The sequence below is a fragment of the Ornithinibacillus massiliensis genome, from assembly GCF_018310345.1.
GTDB lineage: Bacteria > Bacillota > Bacilli > Bacillales > Amphibacillaceae > Ornithinibacillus > Ornithinibacillus massiliensis.
Map to the genome: position 1 here is coordinate 1 of NZ_JAGXBY010000003.1, position 20769 is coordinate 20769.

Sequence of the window (20769 nt, forward strand, 5' to 3'; positions counted from 1 at the left end):
CATACTGAAAGTAGCAGGCATCCGCCAGCTACTTTCAGAGAAAAATCGAACAACTCGAAAAGGCAAGGGAGAAATACGACTCGTTTTTCTCCCTTGCCTTATTTTTTAGGACTTATGGGACAGCCCCTTTTTTTGTTTAGCTAGAAATATATACCACCTCTCCCCCTCAATTTACTAATTCCTCCAATATCATCCACTACATCCATGAAAAAGACAAATCTTCTTGAACTTTTTGTGAAGTATTTCTCAATCCATTGTAATATTTATTACAGCGTAATAAGATATGGTTGCAGCACTTTGTGAATAAAAACACAAATTTGTCCATTTTATGAACAGTTAACTAGCTAGAAAGGAGCAAGAAAAATGAAAATCAAATTGGCATTTATTTCATTTGCTATATTGATCACAACAATATTAGCTGGCTGTGAACCATTATTAGTTCTAGATCCAAAAGGACCACAAGCAGAAACAACAGCTAATGTAATATGGTTATCCATTTTTACTATGGCAGTAATTGTTATTGTAGTTATTGCAATGCTAGTCATCATGCTATTTAAATATCGAGCGAGTAAGCAATCAGAGGATTATGAGCCTCCTCATATTGAAGGAAATCCAATTGTAGAAGGACTTATTATCGGGATTCCCGTATTAATCGTTATTTTCCTTTCTATAGTGTCGGTAAAATCAACCTATGAAGTAGAAAGTGTTCCAGAAGGTTATGAGAATCAAGAACCGATGATTATCTATGCTGCTTCATCTAACTGGAAATGGCATTTCAGCTATCCAGAACAAGATATTGAGACATTAAATTATGTCATTTTACCAACGCATCGTCCAGTTGAATTCCGTTTGTATTCCTATGGACCAATTACAAGCTTCTGGATTCCACAGCTTGCTGGGCAAAAATATGCCATGGCAGATATGGTTACAAAGATTAATATTGTAGCCGAGGTCCCAGGAGATTACCCAGGTCGTAATTCCAACTTTAGTGGAAAAGGATTTGCTGAAAATACATTTACTGCGACGGCGTTATCACCGAGTGAGTTTGATAAATGGGTTGAAGACATCCATTCAACCGCTGAACCTCTAACTGAAGAGAAGTTCGATGAATTATTAGAACCTGGACACCTTGGACAAATGACCTTCACGGGTACTCATTTAGAATTTAATCCAGCTCCTGAAGGTGAGCATGCTGGACATCAACATCATCAAGGTTCCAGTGAAGACCATGATGATCATGAAGAACATGAAAATCATGAAGACCATTCCAATCACTAGAAAAAAAATTGATGAGTTAATTGTATGAAATTAAACAGAAATTCTCGAGAGGAGTTAACATAATGGAATTTTTTGATCGATTTGCCGTCCCCCATCCAAGCCCATTAATCTATGCATCAATGGTTGCAATTGGACTAACACTAATTGCCATTGTTGTTGGTATTACGTACTTTAAAAAATGGGGTTACTTGTGGCGTGAATGGTTAACCACTGTTGACCATAAACGAATCGGTATTATGTACATGATATCCGCATTATTAATGTTATTCCGTGGTGGAGCAGATGCTGTCATGATGCGTCTGCAAACTGCAGTTCCAGATAATACATTTCTAGATGCACAGCACTATAATGAAGTATTTACGACACATGGTGTTGTCATGATTTTCTTCATGGCAATGGCATTTGTTATTGGTTTAATGAACTTCGTTGTACCACTACAAATTGGTGCACGTGACGTTGCATTCCCACGTCTAAATGCGATCAGTTTCTGGTTATATTTTGCGGGAGCAATGCTATTTAACATCTCCTTTGTTGTTGGTGGTTCTCCAGATGCAGGTTGGACGAATTATTTCCCACTTGCAGGCACCGACTATAGTGAATCAGTGGGTGTTAACTATTACATGTGGTCTCTGCAAATTTCAGGTATTGGTACGTTAATGACAGGGATTAACTTTATCGTAACCATTTTGAAAATGAGAGCACCTGGCATGAAACTGATGAAAATGCCAATGTTTACTTGGTCTGCATTAATCACAAACGTTATTATTGTTTTTGCTTTCCCGGTACTAACAATAGCACTATTAATGGGTACCTTTGACCGTCAGTTCGGTACACATTTCTTTGCATCAACAAATGGTGGAATGGATATGCTTTGGGCCAACCTATTCTGGGTATGGGGACACCCTGAAGTATATATCTTGATACTCCCTGCCTTTGGTATTTATAGTGAGATTATTTCTACTTTCTCACAGCGTAATCTTTATGGTTACAAATCAATGGTCGGTTCGATGGTAATTATCTCGTTCCTATCATTCTTAGTTTGGGTTCACCATTTCTTTACCATGGGTCATGGAGCAATGGTAAATAGTATTTTCTCTATTACGACTATGGCTATTGCCGTTCCAACAGGGATAAAAATCTTTAACTGGCTATTAACTATGTGGAAAGGTAAAATTCGTTTCACCGTTCCAATGCTTTATTCTCTAGGGTTTATTCCATTATTCACAATTGGTGGAGTAACTGGTGTTATGCTTGCAATTGCAAGTGCAGACTACCAATATCACAATACGATGTTCCTAGTTGCTCACTTCCATAACGTGATTATTCCTGGTGTCGTATTCGCAATGTTAGCTGGTCTTACCTACTGGTGGCCGAAGATGTTCGGATTTATGCTTAATGAACGAATCGGAAAATGGGGCTTCTGGTTCCTATCTATCGGTTTCTGTTTCGCATTCTTCCCAATGTACATTACAGGACTAGACGGTCAAGCACGTCGTATGTACACATACTCTGAAGCAGCTGGATTTGGTCCATTAAACTTACTTTCCTTCTTTGGTGCAGGATTAATGGCGATTGCATTCGTGCTTATTGTATACAACGTATACTATAGCTTCCGTAACGCACCAAGAAATGTAGGGCAAGATCCATGGAATGCACGTTCACTTGAATGGGCAACTCCTAACCCAGTTCCGGAGTATAACTTTGCTGTAACACCAGTCGTTAACTCATCAGAAGCATTCTGGGATTCGAAGAAAAACGGACATACCTTATTTAAAGATAAAATCACAAAAATTCATATGCCGAATAATAGTGGATTGCCAATCATTATGGCGGGATTATTCTTTATACTTGGATTCTCCTTTGTCTTTAGCATTTGGGTTGGTGTCATTATTGCACTACTAGGAATTCTTGGTACTATGGCCTATCGATCATTCGAAATTGACCATGGTCACTATATTCCTGAAGAAGAAATTAAAGAAACAGAAAATAAATACGGAGGTGCTAAATAATGAAAATCGATCACTCGCAACCTCTTGAATATGGTACGCATCAGAACCAAATGAACATCCTAGGTTTTTGGATATTCTTAGGTGCTGAAATCATGTTATTTGGTACACTGTTTGCATCGTACTTCACTTTAGAAAACGGTGTTGGTAATGGTCCATCTGGTGCAGACATTTTTGAAATAACTCCTGTATTAATGGAAACCATTATTCTATTAACTAGTAGTTTTACAATTGGTCTTGCAACACATGCCATGCGTATAAATCATAAAAAAGCTACCATTACATTCTTAGCTATTACCCTACTACTAGGGTTATCATTCTTAAGTGTTGAAATTTACGAGTTTATTCATTATTACCATGTTGGGGCAACCCTTCAAACAAGTGCATTTACAGCGATTCTATTAACAACATTAGGGACACACGGTGCCCACGTTACGTTCGGTTTATTTTGGGGATTATTCATCCTTCTCCAAATTAAAAAGCGTGGATTCACACCGGAAACAACCAACAAGTCGTTTATCTTTTCCCTTTATTGGCATTTTCTAGATGTAGTTTGGATTTTCATCTTTAGCTTCATCTATTTGAAAGGAATGATGTAAACATGAAAGAATTATTTCCAGCAAAACAAGTGATAGGCTTTGTCTTTTCCTTAATCCTTACTGCTGTTGCGCTAACTGTTTACTTCCTTGACATGTCATTTGAGGTTGGTATGACGATACTATTAATAACAGCATTTACCCAAGCTGCGCTCCAATTAGTCTTCTTTATGCACGCTGGGGAATCTGAAGATAAGAATATGATCTATACCAATGTTTATTATGGAATTGCGATTGCATTAGTTACCATATTTGGGACATTGTTAACATTAATTTGGGGTTATATGTAAGAGAAGTGTTTGAATCCTAAAGCTAAATATTTATAATAGAAAAGAAGCTCTGTCTTATGACAGAGCTTCTTCTTTATTGTGCGGATGGTTCTGCTTATTTTTCTCCACTACTTCTTCCGTAGCAACTAGGAATATCCCCATAATGAAAATAAATACGCCGCCCATTACAACACCTAATCCAATCCCTGTTAACCATGCGTAACCGCTTCCAAAGAACCCATACAGAAAAGAAATGACACCTATTGTAATTAATGCACCACAAAGAATACTAATCGTTCTAACAATTTTCGCAGAATTTATCATAATAAATCCCCCTTCTATCTTATATTATTCACATCGTTCACAAATTTGTCAAATTTATTTCAAATTAAGAGAATCGCCTTTTTTAGTTATTGTTTGTACAAATAGCTCACTCCTTCTTCACAAGTTGTACATATTCTATTGTGAAATTCATTTTATCGAAAAGGAGTGAACTATTTTGATAAATTATTCTATTTCCCAATTGGTTAAACGAAACGAAAGAAAAATAGACCAAACATTACGAGAAACCTTACTAAATTTTTATCAACCATTTCATTCTATCCCTACTATTCTGCACAAGCCACTTGAGAATAACCTGAAGAAATATAAAAATTACTCCGTCGTAATTGAATTTGAGCCCCAATCGTATGAACACGGAATAAAAGATATTAAAACCACCAATTGCAAAAATCTCAAAGAATTTCCTATGATTACTTGCTGTTCAGCAAAAATGTCATTAAACAACCTTGAACAATTACTTGATAATTGTAAAGCAATTAAAAAGGTATATCATGACCGAGAATTCACAGCACTACTAGATGTAGCTACCCCATCAATAGGATCGAGTACACTTCATCAATCAGAATATACCGGGCTTGGTAAGACGATAGCTATTATCGACACCGGTATACATCCACACGATGATATAAAGGATCGTATTACGGGTTTTATAGACCTAATTGGTGGCAAAAAAGAGCCTTATGATGATAACGGACACGGTACCCACTGTGCTGGAGATGCAGCAGGAAATGGCTTATCCTCCATTAATAGAAAGTATGAAGCACCCGCACCCGAAGCTAAACTGGTTGGTGTGAAGGTGCTTGATAAGAGAGGTGCAGGATCTTTATCAACTGTAATTCAGGGCATTCAATGGTGTACGCAAAACAAAGAGCAATACAACATAGATATAATTTCCCTCTCTCTAGGCTCAGAGGCAATTGAATCAGCCAGTGATGATCCAGTAGTGCAGGCAGTTGAAAAAGCTTGGGAAAATGGAATTGTCGTTTGTGCAGCGGCAGGAAACTCCGGTCCCAGAAATGGTACAATAGCTAGTCCAGGAATAAGTCCTGCAGTCATTACCGTTGGTGCAATTAATGACAATAACACGATAGACCGTTCGGACGACACTGTTGCTGAATTTTCAAGTCGAGGACCAACCATCGATAATTTTATAAAACCTGATTTAGTGCTACCAGGTGTTAATATAGTATCACTTAGAGCACCTGGGTCTTATCTGGACCGGGCTAATCGATTTGCTAGAGTTGGTTCAAACTATTTTTCCCTATCTGGTACCTCTATGGCGACACCGATATGTGCTGGGGTCGTTGCGCAATTACTTCAAAAAGAACCCTACCTTACCCCAGATCAAGTAAAGGATAAATTACTCATGGCATGCACTGATATGGGACAACCACCTACTGTTCAAGGATACGGATACTTGAATGCAGTAAATTTACTACATTAACCCTCCTTCTATCTGAACTACTTTAGGTATCTGCAAGGATAAAGATTTAGCAGATACCTATTTTTATTAAAAATTGTTTGTATTTTGCGAAACCTGCGATACAATAATAACGTATAATAGGTAATCGGAGTTTTAAATCTACAGATAGGATGATGCATATGACATTATTTGGAGTTGATATCCAAACCATTTATTTAACAACACTTATCATATCTGGATGTCTAATTGTTCTTTATATCTTTTTTGGGGACGTGTTAGATGCTGTTAGTGAAGGGATACCCTTCCTTAATCCCACTCTTATACTAGCCTTTTTTGTTTTCCTTTCTTCATCTGGTTATGTTCTGGAATTAGTAACATCCATCTCAAGTTTAGTAATACTCCTAATCTCTATAAGCTTCGCATTAATAATGGATGTATTATTAAATTTCTTCGTATTAATTCCTCTTGCATCAGCCGAAGAATCATTAGTTCTAACAGAGGAATCACTTAAAGGACGAGTAGGAAAAATTATTATCTCCATACCAGAAGATGGATTTGGAGAGGTTGTAATTGATGGTAAAGGTGGCATGATTACAAGACCCGCAGCAAGTTATGAAAACACGCCTATCCCAGAAGGAACCGAAGTATTAATACTGAATAGTCAAGAGCGCGTTTTATATGTCGTCCCATATGATTTAGAATCCGAGTTGTCTTAGTCTAATACGGGATATCCGTGTTAAATAATTTTTAGGGGGAACGTTAATGGAAGAATTAGTCAACGGAGTGACGATTATTATTGCAATTGCCGTCTTTCTTGTCATTGCACTTATCGGGGTATTTATTAAGAAGTACCGTACAGCTGGGCCAGATGAAGCACTTATCGTTACTGGTAGTTATTTAGGAAATGGGAAGACGGTACATACAGATGAATCTGGAAACAAAATTAAAATTATTCGTGGTGGCGGTACGTTTGTACTTCCGGTATTCCAACAGGCAGAGCAACTAAGCCTATTATCAAGTAAAATAGATGTTACAACTCCTGAGGTCTATACGGAGCAAGGTGTACCCGTTATGGCTGATGGTACTGCTATTATAAAAATTGGTGGAACTATTAATGAAATCGCTACTGCTGCAGAACAATTCTTAGGTAAGACAAAAGAGGATCGAGAAAATGAAGCCAAAGAAGTTCTAGAAGGACATTTACGTTCCATTCTTGGTTCTATGACTGTAGAAGAAATCTATAAAAACCGTGAAAAATTCTCACAAGAAGTACAACGCGTTGCATCTCAAGATTTAGCTAAGATGGGATTAAACATCGTTTCCTTCACAATCAAAGATGTTCGAGACAAAAATGGATACTTAGAATCATTAGGTAAACCTCGAATCGCACAAGTAAAGCGTGATGCAGACATTGCTACTGCAGATGCAGAGAAAGAAACACGTATAAAACAAGCAGAGGCTTCTAAAGAAGCGAAAAAAGCTGAACTAGAACGTGCAACTGAAATTGCAGAAGCAGAAAAAGAAAATCAATTAAAAACAGCAGAATATCGACGTGAACAAGATATAGCTAAAGCACGTGCTGACCAAGCATATGATTTAGAAACAGCTCGTGCACAACAAGAAGTAACAGAGCAAGAAATGCAAATTAGAATTATCGAACGTCAGAAACAAATTGAACTAGAAGAGAAAGAAATTCTTCGTAGAGAAAAACAATATGATTCAGAAGTTAAGAAAAAAGCAGATGCGGACCGTTATGCAGTTGAGCAGGCAGCAATCGCTGAGAAGGCTAAGCAAATTGCTGCAGCTGATGCTAATCAATATAGAATCGAATCTCAAGCGAAAGCAGATGCGGAAAAAGTTCGTGTGGATGGTTTAGCTAAAGCAGAAGCGCAACGTGCACAAGGTGAGTCAGAAGCAGATGTTATTCGTCTTAAAGGTCTTGCAGAAGCAGAAGCTAAACGAAAGATTGCCGAAGCATTTGAACAATACGGTCAAGCGGCGATTCTTGATATGGTTATCCGTATGCTTCCTGAATATGCGAAAGAGATTGCTAGTCCACTAGGAAACATTGATAAGATTACCGTTGTTGATACTGGTGGAAATGGTAAAGATGGTGGTGCAAACAAAGTTACAGGCTATGCAACAGACTTAATGGCATCATTACAAGAAACCCTTAAAGCATCCTCTGGTATTGATGTTAAGGAACTACTAGAAGGATTAGTCGGCACCAATAAACTGACTATTGCCGATCGAGATGGACTCTCTTTTGAACTAACTGAAACAGATAATCCATCCAAGAAATCCGTAGATAATGTCGAGGAAGAAGTTTCTAATTAGTACAAGGTTTCTCAGAAAGCTTTTAATATTTAAAACTAAGGTTAACCCCGTACAAGTGTTAATGTCGTACGGGGTTATTTTTATAAATACAAAAAAGCTTATTTTATTTACACTCCAAAACTGAATCCTTTAACTTTTATACTCTTGCTGTTTTTCTTCTTCTACCACAACCACATGTTTTCTTTACTCTTTTTCGTTGTGGTTTAGGAGAGGACGTATTCTCTACCTTATTTTGTTTCTTCATTTATAATGGTCCTCCTTCACTTAAAAGTCATTCTGCAAGTCGCTGTACAATGGACTCTATAATACTTGCGGCACCCGCTACCGCAAGTATTAATAATAAGACTTCACTAAATGTTGGCCAAACATATAATAATCCCAGGAGTATTGCTGTACACCAAATACCCGTACACCAATGACAGCTTAGCAACTCGCCAAACCAATTACGTAATCCTTTCCCTTTTATTTCAACATAAGTAATCTCATTTCCATCTGAATCCATTTCTTTTATTTCTTCATGGAACGGTTTGCGTAAGAAACTAGTAATTTTATCAAAAACAATCAATCGGGTTAGTCGAAATGATGCTAATGATAGGATTAAAAAATCTAACCAGCCATTAATCATGTTTTTTATCCTCCTATTTCTTTCTTAATGAGCTGAATTAGGAGAGGATTACTAATAAAGTAGCTTAATATAAAATATTATATTGATTCCTAGTGTAACGTGACACCACTAAACACCTAATTCCAAGGAATAACTAAACTTCAGCCAAATTAAAAGATATTACTCGGTCAGTTTCCGGGTTATAAACTACATTTCCTCTTATCTTCAGTTCCTCTTGAGCACGATGTAGCTCATAATCAAATGTCTCTTTTATTCTATTTGCGGATATTTCGGTTTTACTAACAGCTCGATAATCTGATACATCAAATCCTCGGTATGCCGTTTGCACGAGTTCTAATAAATATTTCCCCCATCTTTCTTCTTCTAGATCAGGAGAGGGAATAATTTCCACATTTAGATTACCTTGATCTAGATTCACACCCAATGTTTCAAAAGCTCGTCGATGTAAATTAATACGATTATTCGGAAATCCTCTTACTTCATCAACGATAGTTGCAATAACCTCTCTACCATTAGCTGGATTTCTAACCTTTAATGCTTCGCCACAGTGATACGGCGAATTTTCCCCTACAGCTACCGTCATATAGTTATTCGTGGACCAAGGAATACCACATTTTGTCACTTGACCACCAGTAGTCCAAGTAGCTTGCCCGTGGATTACCTGTTGACGGTTATACGTTTCAAAATAGTTAAATTCATTAGCTCTAGCTGTAGATTTCGGATAGTACAGATAGGGATACTGTGTGTATTGGTACATATGTGAACTTGGATTCATATATGGATTGTAATAATACATCTCGAATCTCTCCCTCGTGTAATTTATCAATCACGTATGTCTAAACGTCCTGTCATACAATAACCTATAATACAAGGATATGAAACTAAATGGTTGGCCTGTTACATTTATGGGAAATAATAAATTAGAAGGAGGAATTAATATGAGTGAACAAACATTATACATTAAAGAGGCTATAACCAAACGAGGTATAGATAAAGTGGAACAAATTTTAAATCAATTACATGGAGTCGAAAGAGTTTTAGTCGATACAAGTGATGGTGAAGTAAAAGTAGAATTTGATGATAAAGCAATTTCCAAGGAAAGAATTGTCATGACTTTAGTTGAACACGATCTCACAATTTTGCATTAAAAAGAGTGTAGCGTTAAACTGTTACCAGTTTTTGTCGCTACACTCTTTTCTCTTTAGGCTAGTATATCATGCAAATTATGCTTCTCAATATAACGCTTAGCATAAGAACATTCTGGTACAAGCTTAACGCCTTCCTGCTTAGCATAATTTACCATTGCTTCAACAAGTTGGCCTGCTATGCCTTGCCCCCTAAGCTCGTCTGAAACAAACGTATGATCAACAATCAAATTTGAATTGGTGTCTTTTTGAAATGTTATTTCTGCCTTAGGCATATCCTCACTTTCACCAATATATAATTTGCTTTGACCATGTTTTATTTCTTCCATGATTACACCCTTTCACCTATTAGTTTGTTAGGTTTAATTATACGATTATTCATACTCCTTTTCAAAATCAATGGTACTCCTAACCGTATCGATAGGTCTTACTAATTTCTCAATTTCTTCTCGCTTCGACTCAAAGAAAGGTGGAAGGGATAATTTCTCCCCTAATGTTTCGTATGGTTCATCGCCCATAAAGCCTGGGCCATCCGTCGCAAACTCAAACAATATTTGTGGTGCAACATTTACATACAATGAACCGAAGAAGAATCGGTCAACAAAACCTGACGACTGGAAGCCAAAGCTATGAACACGATTCATCCAAGCATCTAACTCCGAACGATCATGGACACGAAAAGCCGTATGGTGAACCGTTCCATAGCCTTGACGAGCTCGAGGAAGTATCGGATTGTATTCCACTACTACTTGGGCACCATTTCCTCCTTCGCCAACTTCAAACAAGTGAAAAGCACCTTCACTACCAATTTCTTTAAATAAAAGTACCTTCTCTAACATTTCTTTAAAATAATCAAAGTTAGCTACTCGAATAAAAATTGGCCCTAAACCAGTAATCGCATATTCTAACGGGATTGGTCCCTTTTGCCAAGGTGTGCCTGATTCTACGCCAACATTATGTTCATCAGAAATTAGCTGATAATGCTGATCATCGAAATCAACAAATGATATATGCTTCTTCCCAAATTGCTCTTGTATTCCTTTATGCTTTACTCCCAAACGGTCAAAACGTTTCACCCAATACGTTAATGCTTCATCTGTTGGTACGCGAAACGATGTTTTATATATTTCATCTGTTCCATGAACACCTTTTGGAATACCAGGGAAATCGAAGAACGTCATATCTGTTCCAGCACTTCCCTTATCATCTGCAAAAAACAGATGATACGTACGAATATCATCTTGGTTAACCGTTTTTTTCACTAAGCGCATACCTAATACATACGTAAAAAACTGATAATTTTCTTCAGCACTACTCGTAATAGCCGTTACATGGTGGATACCTTTTAACTGATTCATTACTATTCCCCCTGTTTATACCTCGAAATAATATAACTTTAATTAAAATATCTTTAATTCAAAATAAATGTACCATACATCATACATCGTGTCAATTAACTGCTTCTCTTTGGTTATTCGTACGCTATGAACGTTTAACTTTTTCAATTAAGTAATGAACAAATTGATCATCCCTTACTAACCAGGCCTCATAATTTCGTTTTAAATAGTTCTCAGCATCGATAAAATTCGAAAAGGATTCAGAGAGTTTTTGATGATTATGTTCTAGAAACCACGAATCATTCTCTTGGTATAAGAGATATAATGACTCCGATTTACTACTATAGAGTGTGCCAAAGGAGTTTCCTTTTACATTATAACGATTTCTTTTGGCATCCTCCCTTAAAGGCTCCAGTTGGAATGTTTCCTCCACAAATGATCGATAGACTGCCTCTGTCATCGTACAACCAGAAGCTTTTGCATGTCCACCACCTCCGTATTCAGATGCAATCTCCGCTACATCAATATGATCATGGATAGTACGAAACCCCATTCTTCGACTACCGATATTTACAATTGCGATGTAATCTAGATGGGGACAGCCTTTTCCTAATTCATTACCAAGTTCTGAATGATAGGATTCAGCAAATACAACTCCTGCATAGTGGTCTCCAACCTTATGCTGGATAAGTTCTCTTCTCTTTCTGCGAATATACCGCTCTATTTTATCGTCTTCCATGACGAGTATCTTCTTTTCAAAATCATCAAAAAAGAAATGTTCATTGTCTTGTAGACGTTCAATCATTTTTTCTTCAAATTCATCTATTGAAACTAAATAAAATAACGCATTTAAACGATGTGCCTCATGGTTTTCATTCTTTTCCCATTCCCATGTATCATATTGCCTTACCAATTCGACAAACTCATCAATTGCTGGCTTCGCTTCAAGGTAGCCTTCCTTTACCAAAAACTCATAGAATAAAGAAGTAGCAGAGTTCAAATTACCATTTTCGTTTTCTACTATGACATGTCCCCAGTTATAAGCATTAAAATGTAATGCTGTTTTATGGTGATCAATTAACCGAAGCTTTCCGCCGCTTTGATAAAACTGTTCTAACCGCTTTTCATTTTCCTCATTAACTGATAGGTCTGTTATAAATAAATAGGTGTCCATATTACCACTATCTAGAAACCAAGCTACTTCCCTATCCAATCCCCCAACTGAGTTAAACCTGACCTGTACTTGTTTACCAAAGGCAAGCTTGGCTAGAATACCGCAACCGACACCATCTAAATCATTATGGGAAAGTAGTTTGTACATTTGTATCACCTCGATGGTAGTATGCTTTAACCTGTTCAAAATTATAGATAGGTTGAGAAAGAATGAAAAAATAGAACAAGGGAAAATTAGTATCAAATGATGTCAGGAGGATAAATGGATGAACTATTATTATCTGAAACCCTTTATCATAAAACTTGTATTGACCACGGCAATACTATGGATTGTTTTAGGATTAATTTATCATGTAAGCCTCATGAACATATTGATTATCAGTATTATGATAAGTACATTGGCATTTTTAGGAGATATTTTCATCTTACCTAACGTCCGTAACTTTTGGGCAACCATTGGTGATTTTGGCTTATCATTTGTTGGCATCTATGTACTGGGACTATGGTTAACCGAAGATAGCACTTTCTTGACTGATGCAGCATTAATCTCAGCAATTGGCATAGCTATTGGTGAGGTTTTCTATCACCGTTATTTAAAGGACAATATATTTCACGCCAAAACCAGATCTTCACCACAAAATATAAGAACGTTTACTGATATGCAAACAGAGTTTAGTAAAGAGTTAGATCATCCTGATGATAAAACTCCATAGTTACATTCTCCTCGTAAGGTTTTATTAAATGATTACAAAGCACATTTCTCCTATCCTTGTCATAAATGTCCACGCTCGTTAAAACGAAATTCCATAGGATAGCATTGAATAAAGATAAAGGAGGGAATGTTAGTATGGGGTATAGTGGAGGCTATGGGAATAACTTTGCGTTAATTGTAGTTCTATTCATTTTATTAATTATTGTAGGTTCTGCCTATGTTGGTGGTGGATACTAAGAAAAAACCTGATACATTGTTTTTAACTGTTCAGGTTACCTGGTTACACAAGAAGGGTGGTTATCAGGCTAAAGCCTATCAACCACCCTTCTATCATAATCAGTTATTAATTTCTTCTAATAATGTTTCTATTTCGGTCATTACTTCTCCAGCTCTTTCCCACTCACCTTGTGAAAGTGCATTTTGATAGGCATCGAATAATTCGGATAGCTCTATTAGCGTATCCTCTGCATTTAGAATAGGATTCGTATCCTCCCCACCCTCAACACTTTCATTAGATTCAGTTGGATCTACTTCCTCATCTGATTCATGATTAGGATCCACTAATTCAAGAATCCGGTCTAAGGCTTTTTCAAAGGTTTCTTCCATCACAATATAATCACCATATGCTACCACCACTTGTTTTACTTCTGGAAGTGATGTTTCATTGGACGATTCAATATAAATCGGTTCAACATAGAGAATCGTATCTTCAATTGGAATGGCTAGTAAATTTCCTCGAATAACCTCTGACCCACCTTGAGACCAAAGATTTAACTGTTGTGATATCACACTGTCTTGATTAATTCTATTTTCAATTTGTTGTGGACCATATACGTTTTTCTGTTTAGGGAAACGATGTACGAATATCTCGCCATAATGCTCCCCATCATTTCGTACTCCCATCCATGCAATCATGTTTTGTCTATTTCTAGGTGTGAATGGCTGCATTAATATGAATTCTTCCATCTCTGTTTCCTCAAGCTTCATCGTGACATAGTATGGATTCATCGTTATATCTTTGTTATAGTACTTCTCTGTCGGAAATTGCCATACATCCTCACGGTTATAAAATACTTCTAAATTGGTCATATGATATGTTCCAAACATCGTCGCTTGTGTTACAAATAACTTTTCAGGATATCGGAAATGTGCCTGAACATCCTCAGGAATTTCTTCCGTAAATAAATCAGGGAATATATTTCGATATGTTTGTAGCAGTGGGTCAGTTGGATCTACTGGATAGTAATTAACTTCTCCACTGTACGCATCTATGACTACTTTTACAGAGTTACGAATATAATTCTCACCACTATTATTATAAGGCTCAGCATATGGATACTGTGCTTCAGTTAGGTATGCGTCAATCATCCAGGCAAGACTACCATCTTCGCGAATGAAAATATATGGATCATCATCATACTCAAAGAAAGGAGCAATTTTATTAACTCGATCAACGATATTACGTGTATGAAGTAATAAACTTTCCTTCGTTATCTGATCAGATACGAGCATACGGAAGTTACCTGTGTCGACTGCAAATAATAAACGATTTAAACCAGTCATCGGTATTCCATTATCTGCTTCATAACGTGATGTGGCATTATCGCCACCTTCAGGATAATCAAATTCTTCCTTTTTACTATTTACAATTACTTCATCATAGGACTCTTCCCCAAAGTAGATTTGTGGCCGACTAATGTCGATAACACCTTGTGGTGGTAAATTATTCAACATATACTCCGGTTGTCCTTGCGGTGTTACTTGATTAACATGGCTCATTACAACGCCATATCCATGGGTATAGCGTAAATTAAGATTTTCCCATGTTTTTGCTTGGTCGGACAGGTCCTCCGTGCGTAATTCTCTTGGACTAATAAATACTTGCTCGTATTTCCCATCCACCATATAACGGTCAATGTCTACATCATTAAAAGTATAATAAGGTCGTATGGTTTGGGTTTGATCGTAAACATCCTGTAACGGTCTAACATCATTAATTCGTACATTATCAATCGTTAGCCGATTCCGCTCAATCATATCAGAATCTAAAGAATCATTAGCTGGGTGTTCTTCTTCCTTGATTTCTGCTAATTGATAGGCAGCTCTTGTATATTCAAGATTATGCGCCAAGTATGGTTCCTCTCGCGAGAACTCATTTGGAGAAACAATAAAGCTTTGTACAATTACACTAGAAGCCTGCCCAACAATAACTAATACGACATAAACTACAACTGGAATAGCCATAGATACAATTTTCCCACGATTCATCGCGATAATCATCCAGATGATGCCAATAATAGCAACTGCTGCTAAAATATAGGATTTAGGAATATTGATTATTTGGTCTGTGTAGCTTAAACCATAAACAGCACTTTCTTGAAAAATATTAACTTGATTGGTTAATAATGTTTCATATGGAGCTAATACATGTAGACCAGCTAGCAATAGACCGATAATGCCTAATGTAACTCCCATATGAATTTGAGCTTTTTTACTTTTGCGATACATTGCAAAAACAGAGTACAATCCCGCTTCTATTAAAAAGAAAAAGATGGCTAAGCCTAATAATAGATTCAAAGCAATTTTCAATACTGGCAAGGTGTACATATAAAATGCAATATCCATGTCAAAATACGGATCGGTTATACCAAAGGATGCTTGATTCAAGAATTTTAATAATGGCTCCCAACCAATCCCCTGTACAAGAGAACTACCCAATAATCCAATTAATAATGAAATACCAAATATAATGGCACTACTCTTCTTCTTTTCTAAAATTATTGGTGGTAGTTTTTCGTTATCTAAATAACTAATATAGGAACTACGAATCCAATAAAATGTAACAACGGATAATACTAGAAAAACAACAAAACCTACCGCAGCAAGTAATAATTTACTACCTAAAATGGATATGAAAACGCTACGGAACCCTTCACTATCCATCCAAATATAATCCGTTAACAATCCGACAGATAAAAAACCAACAATAAGAACGAGAGCAATAACCAATAGAGTAATTGACTTAGCCTTCGATAGCTTTGGTTTCTTTTTTGAAGATTTGTTTTCAAAAACGGTGAAATCCAATGTTGTACCCCCTAATTAATAGTTAAACAAAAATAATAACTTATCCTAATCATATCAGATTATCTGCTATTGCAACTATTAATACGATAAGACACTACTTTTGGTTTCAAAATAATTCTGCTACATAAATTCAATAAACAAGGGATTATCCATTTCGTTTTCCAGTTAGTAGTGGTCCTCATCGTTTCCGGAAAATCCTGATACTAAAGAGAATCCTTGTCATTTCCTAATTAGTAAAATATGATGAATGTAAGCGAAGTATTAAAGGGGGATAATAATCATGCTTACCCATTTTAATCAAGATGGCCGAGCAAAAATGGTCGATATATCCGATAAAGAAGCTAGTTCCCGTGTAGCTGTTGCTCGATCTAGTATACATATGAACCAACTCGTTTATGAAGCAATACAACAACAACAAATTAAAAAAGGTGATGTTCTGTCGGTTGCCCAAGTAGCTGGTATTATGGCAGCCAAACAAACCTCCTCTCTAATTCCTATGTGTCACCCGATTCCAATCAGCGGGGTTAATATTACGTTCGAATGGAATGAATTAGATGATAACTTAGAACTTATTATTCACTCAGAGGTTAAGACAGTTGGTAGTACAGGAGTTGAGATGGAAGCCTTAACTGCTGCTTCGATAGCAGCACTTACCATCTATGATATGTGTAAGGCTATCGATAAAAGCATGACGATTGGTTCGACCTATTTACTGGAAAAAAGTGGTGGAAAGAGCGGAGATTATAAGCGAAGCAACTAGTTAACTTTATTAGATAAGGAGGTGTCCCTCTATAAGACAACCTCCTTACTTTTCATCGATATCCTTCGTCACTTCTTTCAATACGTGTCCAAGTTCAGGTAGGATTAACTTTTCCATTGCAAGTTGGACAGCTTTTGGTGAACCTGGTGTAGAAAAAACAATTCGATTATTCATAACACCAGCTGTAGCTCGAGATAGCATACTAGCAGAACCAATATCTAACTGATAACTTAGCATTCTAAACAGCTCACCAAATCCTGGAATTTCCTTGGTGAAAAGAGGCTGAATTGTTTCAATGGTGACATCTCGATTCGAAATTCCCGTACCGCCATTGATAAGAACCGCTTCCACATCTTGACGTATCGTAACGCCTTTTACCATTTCTTGAATAAGCCTTTTCTCATCTCGAACGATGTCATAATGAGTAATACTGTGCCCTTCTGCTTCTAATAATTGTATGATCAGCTTTCCACTCTTATCCGTTTCCTTCGTACGTGTATCACTCACAGTCATAACGGAGCATTTCACAGAAGCTCTCTCATTCTCTCGATGTTCTTTCAGCATCTAGCTACCTCCTTCTCTTGTCTTTATATACCGTTCTAAATCCTCTTGATAATTAATATTACGAAATGGGTCAGCATCATCAATTTCCACATAAGCTACCTGACTGTTTTGAAATAGTTGCCTCGGAGCAAGCTCATTACAGCGAAGTTGCTCCTTAATTTTCTCCTTTATGGAATAATGAAATATCGATATAAGAGGCTCCATTCTTCCATTTACAATTGGTACAATCGCTTCTTTTCCAGCTCCAATATGTTCAAGAAGAATCTCATATGTTCTCGTATTAATAAATGGTATATCGATTGGAGAAATGAAATACCACTCACTTGTTAGATGCTCCATTCCTGAATAAATACCTGCTAGTGGCCCCTGTCCAGCTATGTCAGGGTTATCTGTAATAATTTTCACACTAGTACCTTCACTAGTGAATTTAGTAATTAATTCACTACTGGAAACGAGAACAATTGATTCCACTAGGGGTTCCATCGCAGCTATCGTATGTTGATAGAAAGGAATCCCATCCTTCTCAGCAAATGCCTTTGGCGAACCGAATCTACTAGATTTTCCACCGGCTACTATAATTCCTGATACGCCTTTTCCCATCATAACCAGCCCTCTCTATAGTTATGATATACCCAAGTACATATGCTATTGGTTTCATCGAAATGAAATATAGGGTAAGGAACGGCAGATGCATTAATTTCAGCTGTGGTTATAATCCCGATGACATTTTGTAGGGATGAAATTAAGGATAACTCTTCTTCATTCTTTAATAGAACTAGCTTGGGAAAAGTTAGTTTTTTAAACCCTTCTAATAGTAAGAACTCTACTCCTAATTGTTGATAAATAAGAAGAATATCTTGAATTTGCCAATCCCCTGAATGTGATACTTGTAATACATCCTCACCTAGTACTCCAGCGACATATGCACCAGCTTGTTTATGCTGTTCACTATCTGTTTTCTCTAAACCAATTGGTAGTCCACCATGTCCATGGTGCTTGAGTGAAGCAATCCTTATTCCTTCGCTTGCTAAGTACGTAATCAATTCCTTTGCAATAGTCGTTTTTCCACTATTTTTATATCCTACAACTTGTAGAATGACCATGCTTATCCCCCACTTACTGGTGGGATAAACGCAACAATATCCCCTGAAGAAACAGTATCTGTTGGCAGTGCATACTCCTCATTAACAGCTGTCATCACATGATCTAGTTGTGGTATAGCGTATTCCATCTTCAATTTTCCCTTTAATTCCGTAATTGTTATCCCAGACTCTTCCATAATCAATCGATCTTTCCCTATAGCTTCTTGCAATTGGGCAAAAAATAGAACTGTAATCATTCTGCTACCTCCTTAGGATGGTTCACCATTTGGATAAGCGTTCTGTTCAAGCTGATCTCCAATCCATGTTTCTCCATCGTCCCAATGTTCTTTCTTCCATATCGGCACAATTTGTTTTATTCTCTCAATCGCAAATTCATTGGCCTCATAGGCTGCTTTTCGATGTGGAGAGGATACTGCTATTACAACCGCTATCTCGGAAATAGTTAGTTTTCCAATCCGATGGGTAATGGCAACCTCTGTATCTGGCCACCTTTCTTGAATTTCTTTCCCTATCTGGGCAAGTTTCTTCACTGCCATCGTTTTATAGGCTTGATACTCTAAAAAAATTGTCCTTCTGCCATCTGTCCACTCACGAACTGTTCCTAGAAAAGTTGTAATAGCACCAGCTTTTCTTCTCGTTACTTTTTCAATAATCTTCTCAACTTGAATTGGTTCCTCGAGAATTTCATACATATCTTCCTTCATTTCGTTTACTCCTTTTAGAATGAATATCTTGTTTTATAAAGCTATCAAACGATACACCTTCTTGATCCTCAAGTAAAATAACGGAGACCTCCATCCCTGCTTCATATCCCCTAGATCCACCTGGAAGCTGAATGAGGATATCAGCCTGCCCCAATGAAGAAACGACATTCGATTTATCCAATCCAATTGGATTTGCTATTAACCTACCATCTTTAAACCCTAAGTGGCCACGAACAAACCTATCAAAAGGATTCGCTTTCTTAAAGTCAGCTCCTAAGATAGCCACTTCCTTCTTTAAAAACGGTGTATTAGTATGTAAAAATTCACGGATAATGGGCCTAGTAAACAATTCAAATCCGACATAACAGGCTGATGGATTGCCAGATAATCCAAATAAAAGCTGGCCATTGTATTCCACTATAGTCGTTACACTCCCTGGACGCATCGCAATTTTATTACATAATACGTTGGCACCTAATTTCTCATAGATTTCGGGAAGATAATCGTAATCCCCAACGGAAACTCCACCAGTAGTAATTAAAAAATCCACCTTATCCAAGGCTTCTGACACCTGGATAAAGCATGTATCAAAATCATCTGAGAACTGGCCAAGATAGATTGGTTCTCCCCCCGCTCTTTTCACTTGAGCATACACCATATAGGCGTTACTATTCCGTATTTTACCAGGTTCAAGAGATTGACCGACCTCTAATAGTTCACTTCCAGTAGCTATGATTCCGACTTTTGGTTTTACACTGACCGGAACTTCTTTGTACCCAAAGGTAGCAAGTAAAGCTACAATCCCCGGATTTATAAAAGTTCCCTTTGATGCCAATACCGTACCTTTTTTTGTATCCTCTCCTGTAAATGAAATATTTTCCCCTGCCTTAGAGCTACGCTTTAAATCAAAATATGCTACTCCATTCACTTCATATTCGGTTGCTAGCTCAAGCATCACAACGGCATCACAGCCCTTAGGAATCATGGCACCAGTCATAATACGAACAGCCTGTTTCTTTCCAACTTCCTCTTGAAATACACTTCCGGCACCTATTTCCCCGATAACTTCAAAAGTTACTGGGTTACTTCTTGAAGCACCCACTGTATCCATTGCACGAACTGCAAAACCATCATATGGTGAGCGGTCAAAAAAAGGCACATCATGGTCAGCAATTAAATCTTGACCAAGAAAATGCCCATAGGAATCTTCAATTGGCACATACTGTACACTTCCAGTTTTTTTATAGTTCATCATTCGTTGGATTGCATCCTGAACCTTGATAGGTTTTCTTCTTTCTACCATGTTGCCCC

24 protein-coding genes are annotated in these 20769 nt (G+C 37.2%); 11 read left to right on the forward strand and 13 right to left on the reverse strand.

Annotated features, from left to right (window positions below):
- The first annotated feature begins 363 nt into the window (after nucleotides 1-363).
- The 4 genes from qoxA (at nucleotide 364) to qoxD (ending at nucleotide 4170) form a co-directional block, all read left to right on the forward strand.
- Nucleotides 364-1278 (forward strand): cytochrome aa3 quinol oxidase subunit II, encoded by a 915-nt coding sequence (gene qoxA, locus KGF86_RS08580; protein ID WP_211741600.1) that lies wholly within the window; start codon nucleotides 364-366, stop codon nucleotides 1276-1278.
- A gap of 62 nt (nucleotides 1279-1340) precedes the next feature.
- A complete protein-coding gene (qoxB, locus tag KGF86_RS08585) occupies nucleotides 1341-3287 on the forward strand; it encodes a cytochrome aa3 quinol oxidase subunit I (RefSeq protein WP_186870129.1) in 1947 nt (648 codons plus the stop codon).
- Complete coding sequence (locus tag KGF86_RS08590) at nucleotides 3287-3883, forward strand: cytochrome (ubi)quinol oxidase subunit III (RefSeq protein ID WP_186870128.1); 597 nt, start codon at nucleotides 3287-3289, stop codon at nucleotides 3881-3883. Before qoxB ends, KGF86_RS08590 begins: the two co-directional genes overlap by 1 nt.
- Nucleotides 3884-3885: 2 nt before the next feature.
- The gene (gene qoxD / locus KGF86_RS08595) at nucleotides 3886-4170 is read left to right on the forward strand and encodes a cytochrome aa3 quinol oxidase subunit IV (RefSeq protein ID WP_186870127.1); all 285 of its coding nucleotides are present in this window, start codon (nucleotides 3886-3888) and stop codon (nucleotides 4168-4170) included.
- Between the two features lie 54 nt (nucleotides 4171-4224).
- Here the strand turns inward: qoxD and KGF86_RS08600 are convergent, their stop codons facing one another.
- Complete coding sequence (locus tag KGF86_RS08600) at nucleotides 4225-4473, reverse strand: hypothetical protein (RefSeq protein WP_211741601.1); 249 nt, start codon at nucleotides 4471-4473, stop codon at nucleotides 4225-4227.
- Nucleotides 4474-4648: 175 nt separating this feature from the next.
- Between KGF86_RS08600 and KGF86_RS08605 the strand changes: the two genes are divergently transcribed.
- The 3 genes from KGF86_RS08605 (at nucleotide 4649) to floT (ending at nucleotide 8251) form a co-directional block, all read left to right on the forward strand.
- Complete coding sequence (locus KGF86_RS08605) at nucleotides 4649-5935, forward strand: S8 family peptidase (protein ID WP_211741602.1); 1287 nt, start codon at nucleotides 4649-4651, stop codon at nucleotides 5933-5935.
- 158 nt (nucleotides 5936-6093) lie between these two features.
- On the forward strand, nucleotides 6094-6630 hold the full coding sequence (locus KGF86_RS08610; protein ID WP_186870124.1) for an NfeD family membrane protein: 537 nt from the start codon (nucleotides 6094-6096) through the stop codon (nucleotides 6628-6630).
- A gap of 46 nt (nucleotides 6631-6676) precedes the next feature.
- Nucleotides 6677-8251 carry a flotillin lipid rafts scaffold protein FloT gene (gene floT, locus KGF86_RS08615; protein WP_186870123.1) on the forward strand — a complete coding sequence of 525 codons (1575 nt, stop codon included), beginning with the start codon at nucleotides 6677-6679 and terminating at the stop codon, nucleotides 8249-8251.
- A 271-nt stretch (nucleotides 8252-8522) separates the two neighbouring features.
- Here the strand turns inward: floT and KGF86_RS08620 are convergent, their stop codons facing one another.
- Both KGF86_RS08620 and KGF86_RS08625 read right to left on the reverse strand, forming a co-directional pair.
- A complete protein-coding gene (locus KGF86_RS08620; protein WP_186870122.1) occupies nucleotides 8523-8876 on the reverse strand; it encodes a DUF1360 domain-containing protein in 354 nt (117 codons plus the stop codon).
- Between the two features lie 133 nt (nucleotides 8877-9009).
- Nucleotides 9010-9672, reverse strand: coding sequence for a DUF3889 domain-containing protein (locus KGF86_RS08625; RefSeq protein ID WP_246521432.1), 663 nt, complete (start codon nucleotides 9670-9672; stop codon nucleotides 9010-9012).
- A 142-nt stretch (nucleotides 9673-9814) separates the two neighbouring features.
- On the opposite strand from KGF86_RS08625, the gene KGF86_RS08630 reads away from it, so the two are divergent.
- Entirely contained in the window at nucleotides 9815-10024 is a 210-nt protein-coding gene (locus KGF86_RS08630) for a hypothetical protein (protein ID WP_186870121.1), read from the forward strand.
- 53 nt (nucleotides 10025-10077) lie between these two features.
- On the opposite strand, the gene KGF86_RS08635 is transcribed toward KGF86_RS08630, so the two are convergent.
- The 3 genes from KGF86_RS08635 to KGF86_RS08645 form a co-directional block, all read right to left on the reverse strand.
- Nucleotides 10078-10350 (reverse strand): GNAT family N-acetyltransferase, encoded by a 273-nt coding sequence (locus KGF86_RS08635; protein WP_211741603.1) that lies wholly within the window; start codon nucleotides 10348-10350, stop codon nucleotides 10078-10080.
- Between the two features lie 45 nt (nucleotides 10351-10395).
- Nucleotides 10396-11379 (reverse strand): ring-cleaving dioxygenase, encoded by a 984-nt coding sequence (locus KGF86_RS08640; protein ID WP_186870119.1) that lies wholly within the window; start codon nucleotides 11377-11379, stop codon nucleotides 10396-10398.
- A gap of 124 nt (nucleotides 11380-11503) precedes the next feature.
- The gene (locus tag KGF86_RS08645) at nucleotides 11504-12679 is read right to left on the reverse strand and encodes a DHH family phosphoesterase (RefSeq protein ID WP_211741604.1); all 1176 of its coding nucleotides are present in this window, start codon (nucleotides 12677-12679) and stop codon (nucleotides 11504-11506) included.
- A 118-nt stretch (nucleotides 12680-12797) separates the two neighbouring features.
- On the opposite strand from KGF86_RS08645, the gene KGF86_RS08650 reads away from it, so the two are divergent.
- Together KGF86_RS08650 and KGF86_RS08655 are read left to right on the forward strand one after the other, a co-directional pair.
- The gene (locus KGF86_RS08650; protein WP_186870117.1) at nucleotides 12798-13244 is read left to right on the forward strand and encodes a DUF2512 family protein; all 447 of its coding nucleotides are present in this window, start codon (nucleotides 12798-12800) and stop codon (nucleotides 13242-13244) included.
- Nucleotides 13245-13378: 134 nt separating this feature from the next.
- Entirely contained in the window at nucleotides 13379-13480 is a 102-nt protein-coding gene (locus KGF86_RS08655; protein ID WP_186870116.1) for a YjcZ family sporulation protein, read from the forward strand.
- A 99-nt stretch (nucleotides 13481-13579) separates the two neighbouring features.
- Here KGF86_RS08655 and KGF86_RS08660 read toward each other — a convergent pair whose 3' ends face one another.
- Complete coding sequence (locus KGF86_RS08660; protein WP_211741605.1) at nucleotides 13580-16327, reverse strand: UPF0182 family membrane protein; 2748 nt, start codon at nucleotides 16325-16327, stop codon at nucleotides 13580-13582.
- Nucleotides 16328-16601: 274 nt separating this feature from the next.
- Between KGF86_RS08660 and moaC the strand changes: the two genes are divergently transcribed.
- Entirely contained in the window at nucleotides 16602-17087 is a 486-nt protein-coding gene (moaC, locus tag KGF86_RS08665) for a cyclic pyranopterin monophosphate synthase MoaC (RefSeq protein ID WP_186870161.1), read from the forward strand.
- A gap of 45 nt (nucleotides 17088-17132) precedes the next feature.
- On the opposite strand, the gene KGF86_RS08670 is transcribed toward moaC, so the two are convergent.
- The 6 genes from KGF86_RS08670 to KGF86_RS08695 are packed head-to-tail and all read right to left on the reverse strand — an operon-like array spanning nucleotide 17133 to nucleotide 20761.
- Nucleotides 17133-17651, reverse strand: coding sequence for a MogA/MoaB family molybdenum cofactor biosynthesis protein (locus tag KGF86_RS08670; RefSeq protein ID WP_211741606.1), 519 nt, complete (start codon nucleotides 17649-17651; stop codon nucleotides 17133-17135).
- On the reverse strand, nucleotides 17652-18251 hold the full coding sequence (gene mobA, locus KGF86_RS08675) for a molybdenum cofactor guanylyltransferase (RefSeq protein ID WP_186870113.1): 600 nt from the start codon (nucleotides 18249-18251) through the stop codon (nucleotides 17652-17654). It lies immediately after the preceding gene.
- A complete protein-coding gene (gene mobB, locus KGF86_RS08680) occupies nucleotides 18251-18754 on the reverse strand; it encodes a molybdopterin-guanine dinucleotide biosynthesis protein B (protein ID WP_186870112.1) in 504 nt (167 codons plus the stop codon). The genes mobA and mobB overlap by 1 nt, the downstream gene beginning before the upstream one ends.
- 2 nt (nucleotides 18755-18756) lie before the next feature.
- On the reverse strand, nucleotides 18757-18990 hold the full coding sequence (gene moaD, locus KGF86_RS08685) for a molybdopterin converting factor subunit 1 (protein WP_186870111.1): 234 nt from the start codon (nucleotides 18988-18990) through the stop codon (nucleotides 18757-18759).
- 12 nt (nucleotides 18991-19002) lie between these two features.
- Nucleotides 19003-19458, reverse strand: coding sequence for a molybdenum cofactor biosynthesis protein MoaE (locus KGF86_RS08690; RefSeq protein ID WP_186870110.1), 456 nt, complete (start codon nucleotides 19456-19458; stop codon nucleotides 19003-19005).
- Complete coding sequence (locus KGF86_RS08695; protein ID WP_186870109.1) at nucleotides 19439-20761, reverse strand: molybdopterin molybdotransferase MoeA; 1323 nt, start codon at nucleotides 20759-20761, stop codon at nucleotides 19439-19441. The genes KGF86_RS08690 and KGF86_RS08695 overlap by 20 nt, the downstream gene beginning before the upstream one ends.
- Between the last annotated feature and the right edge of the window lie 8 nt (nucleotides 20762-20769).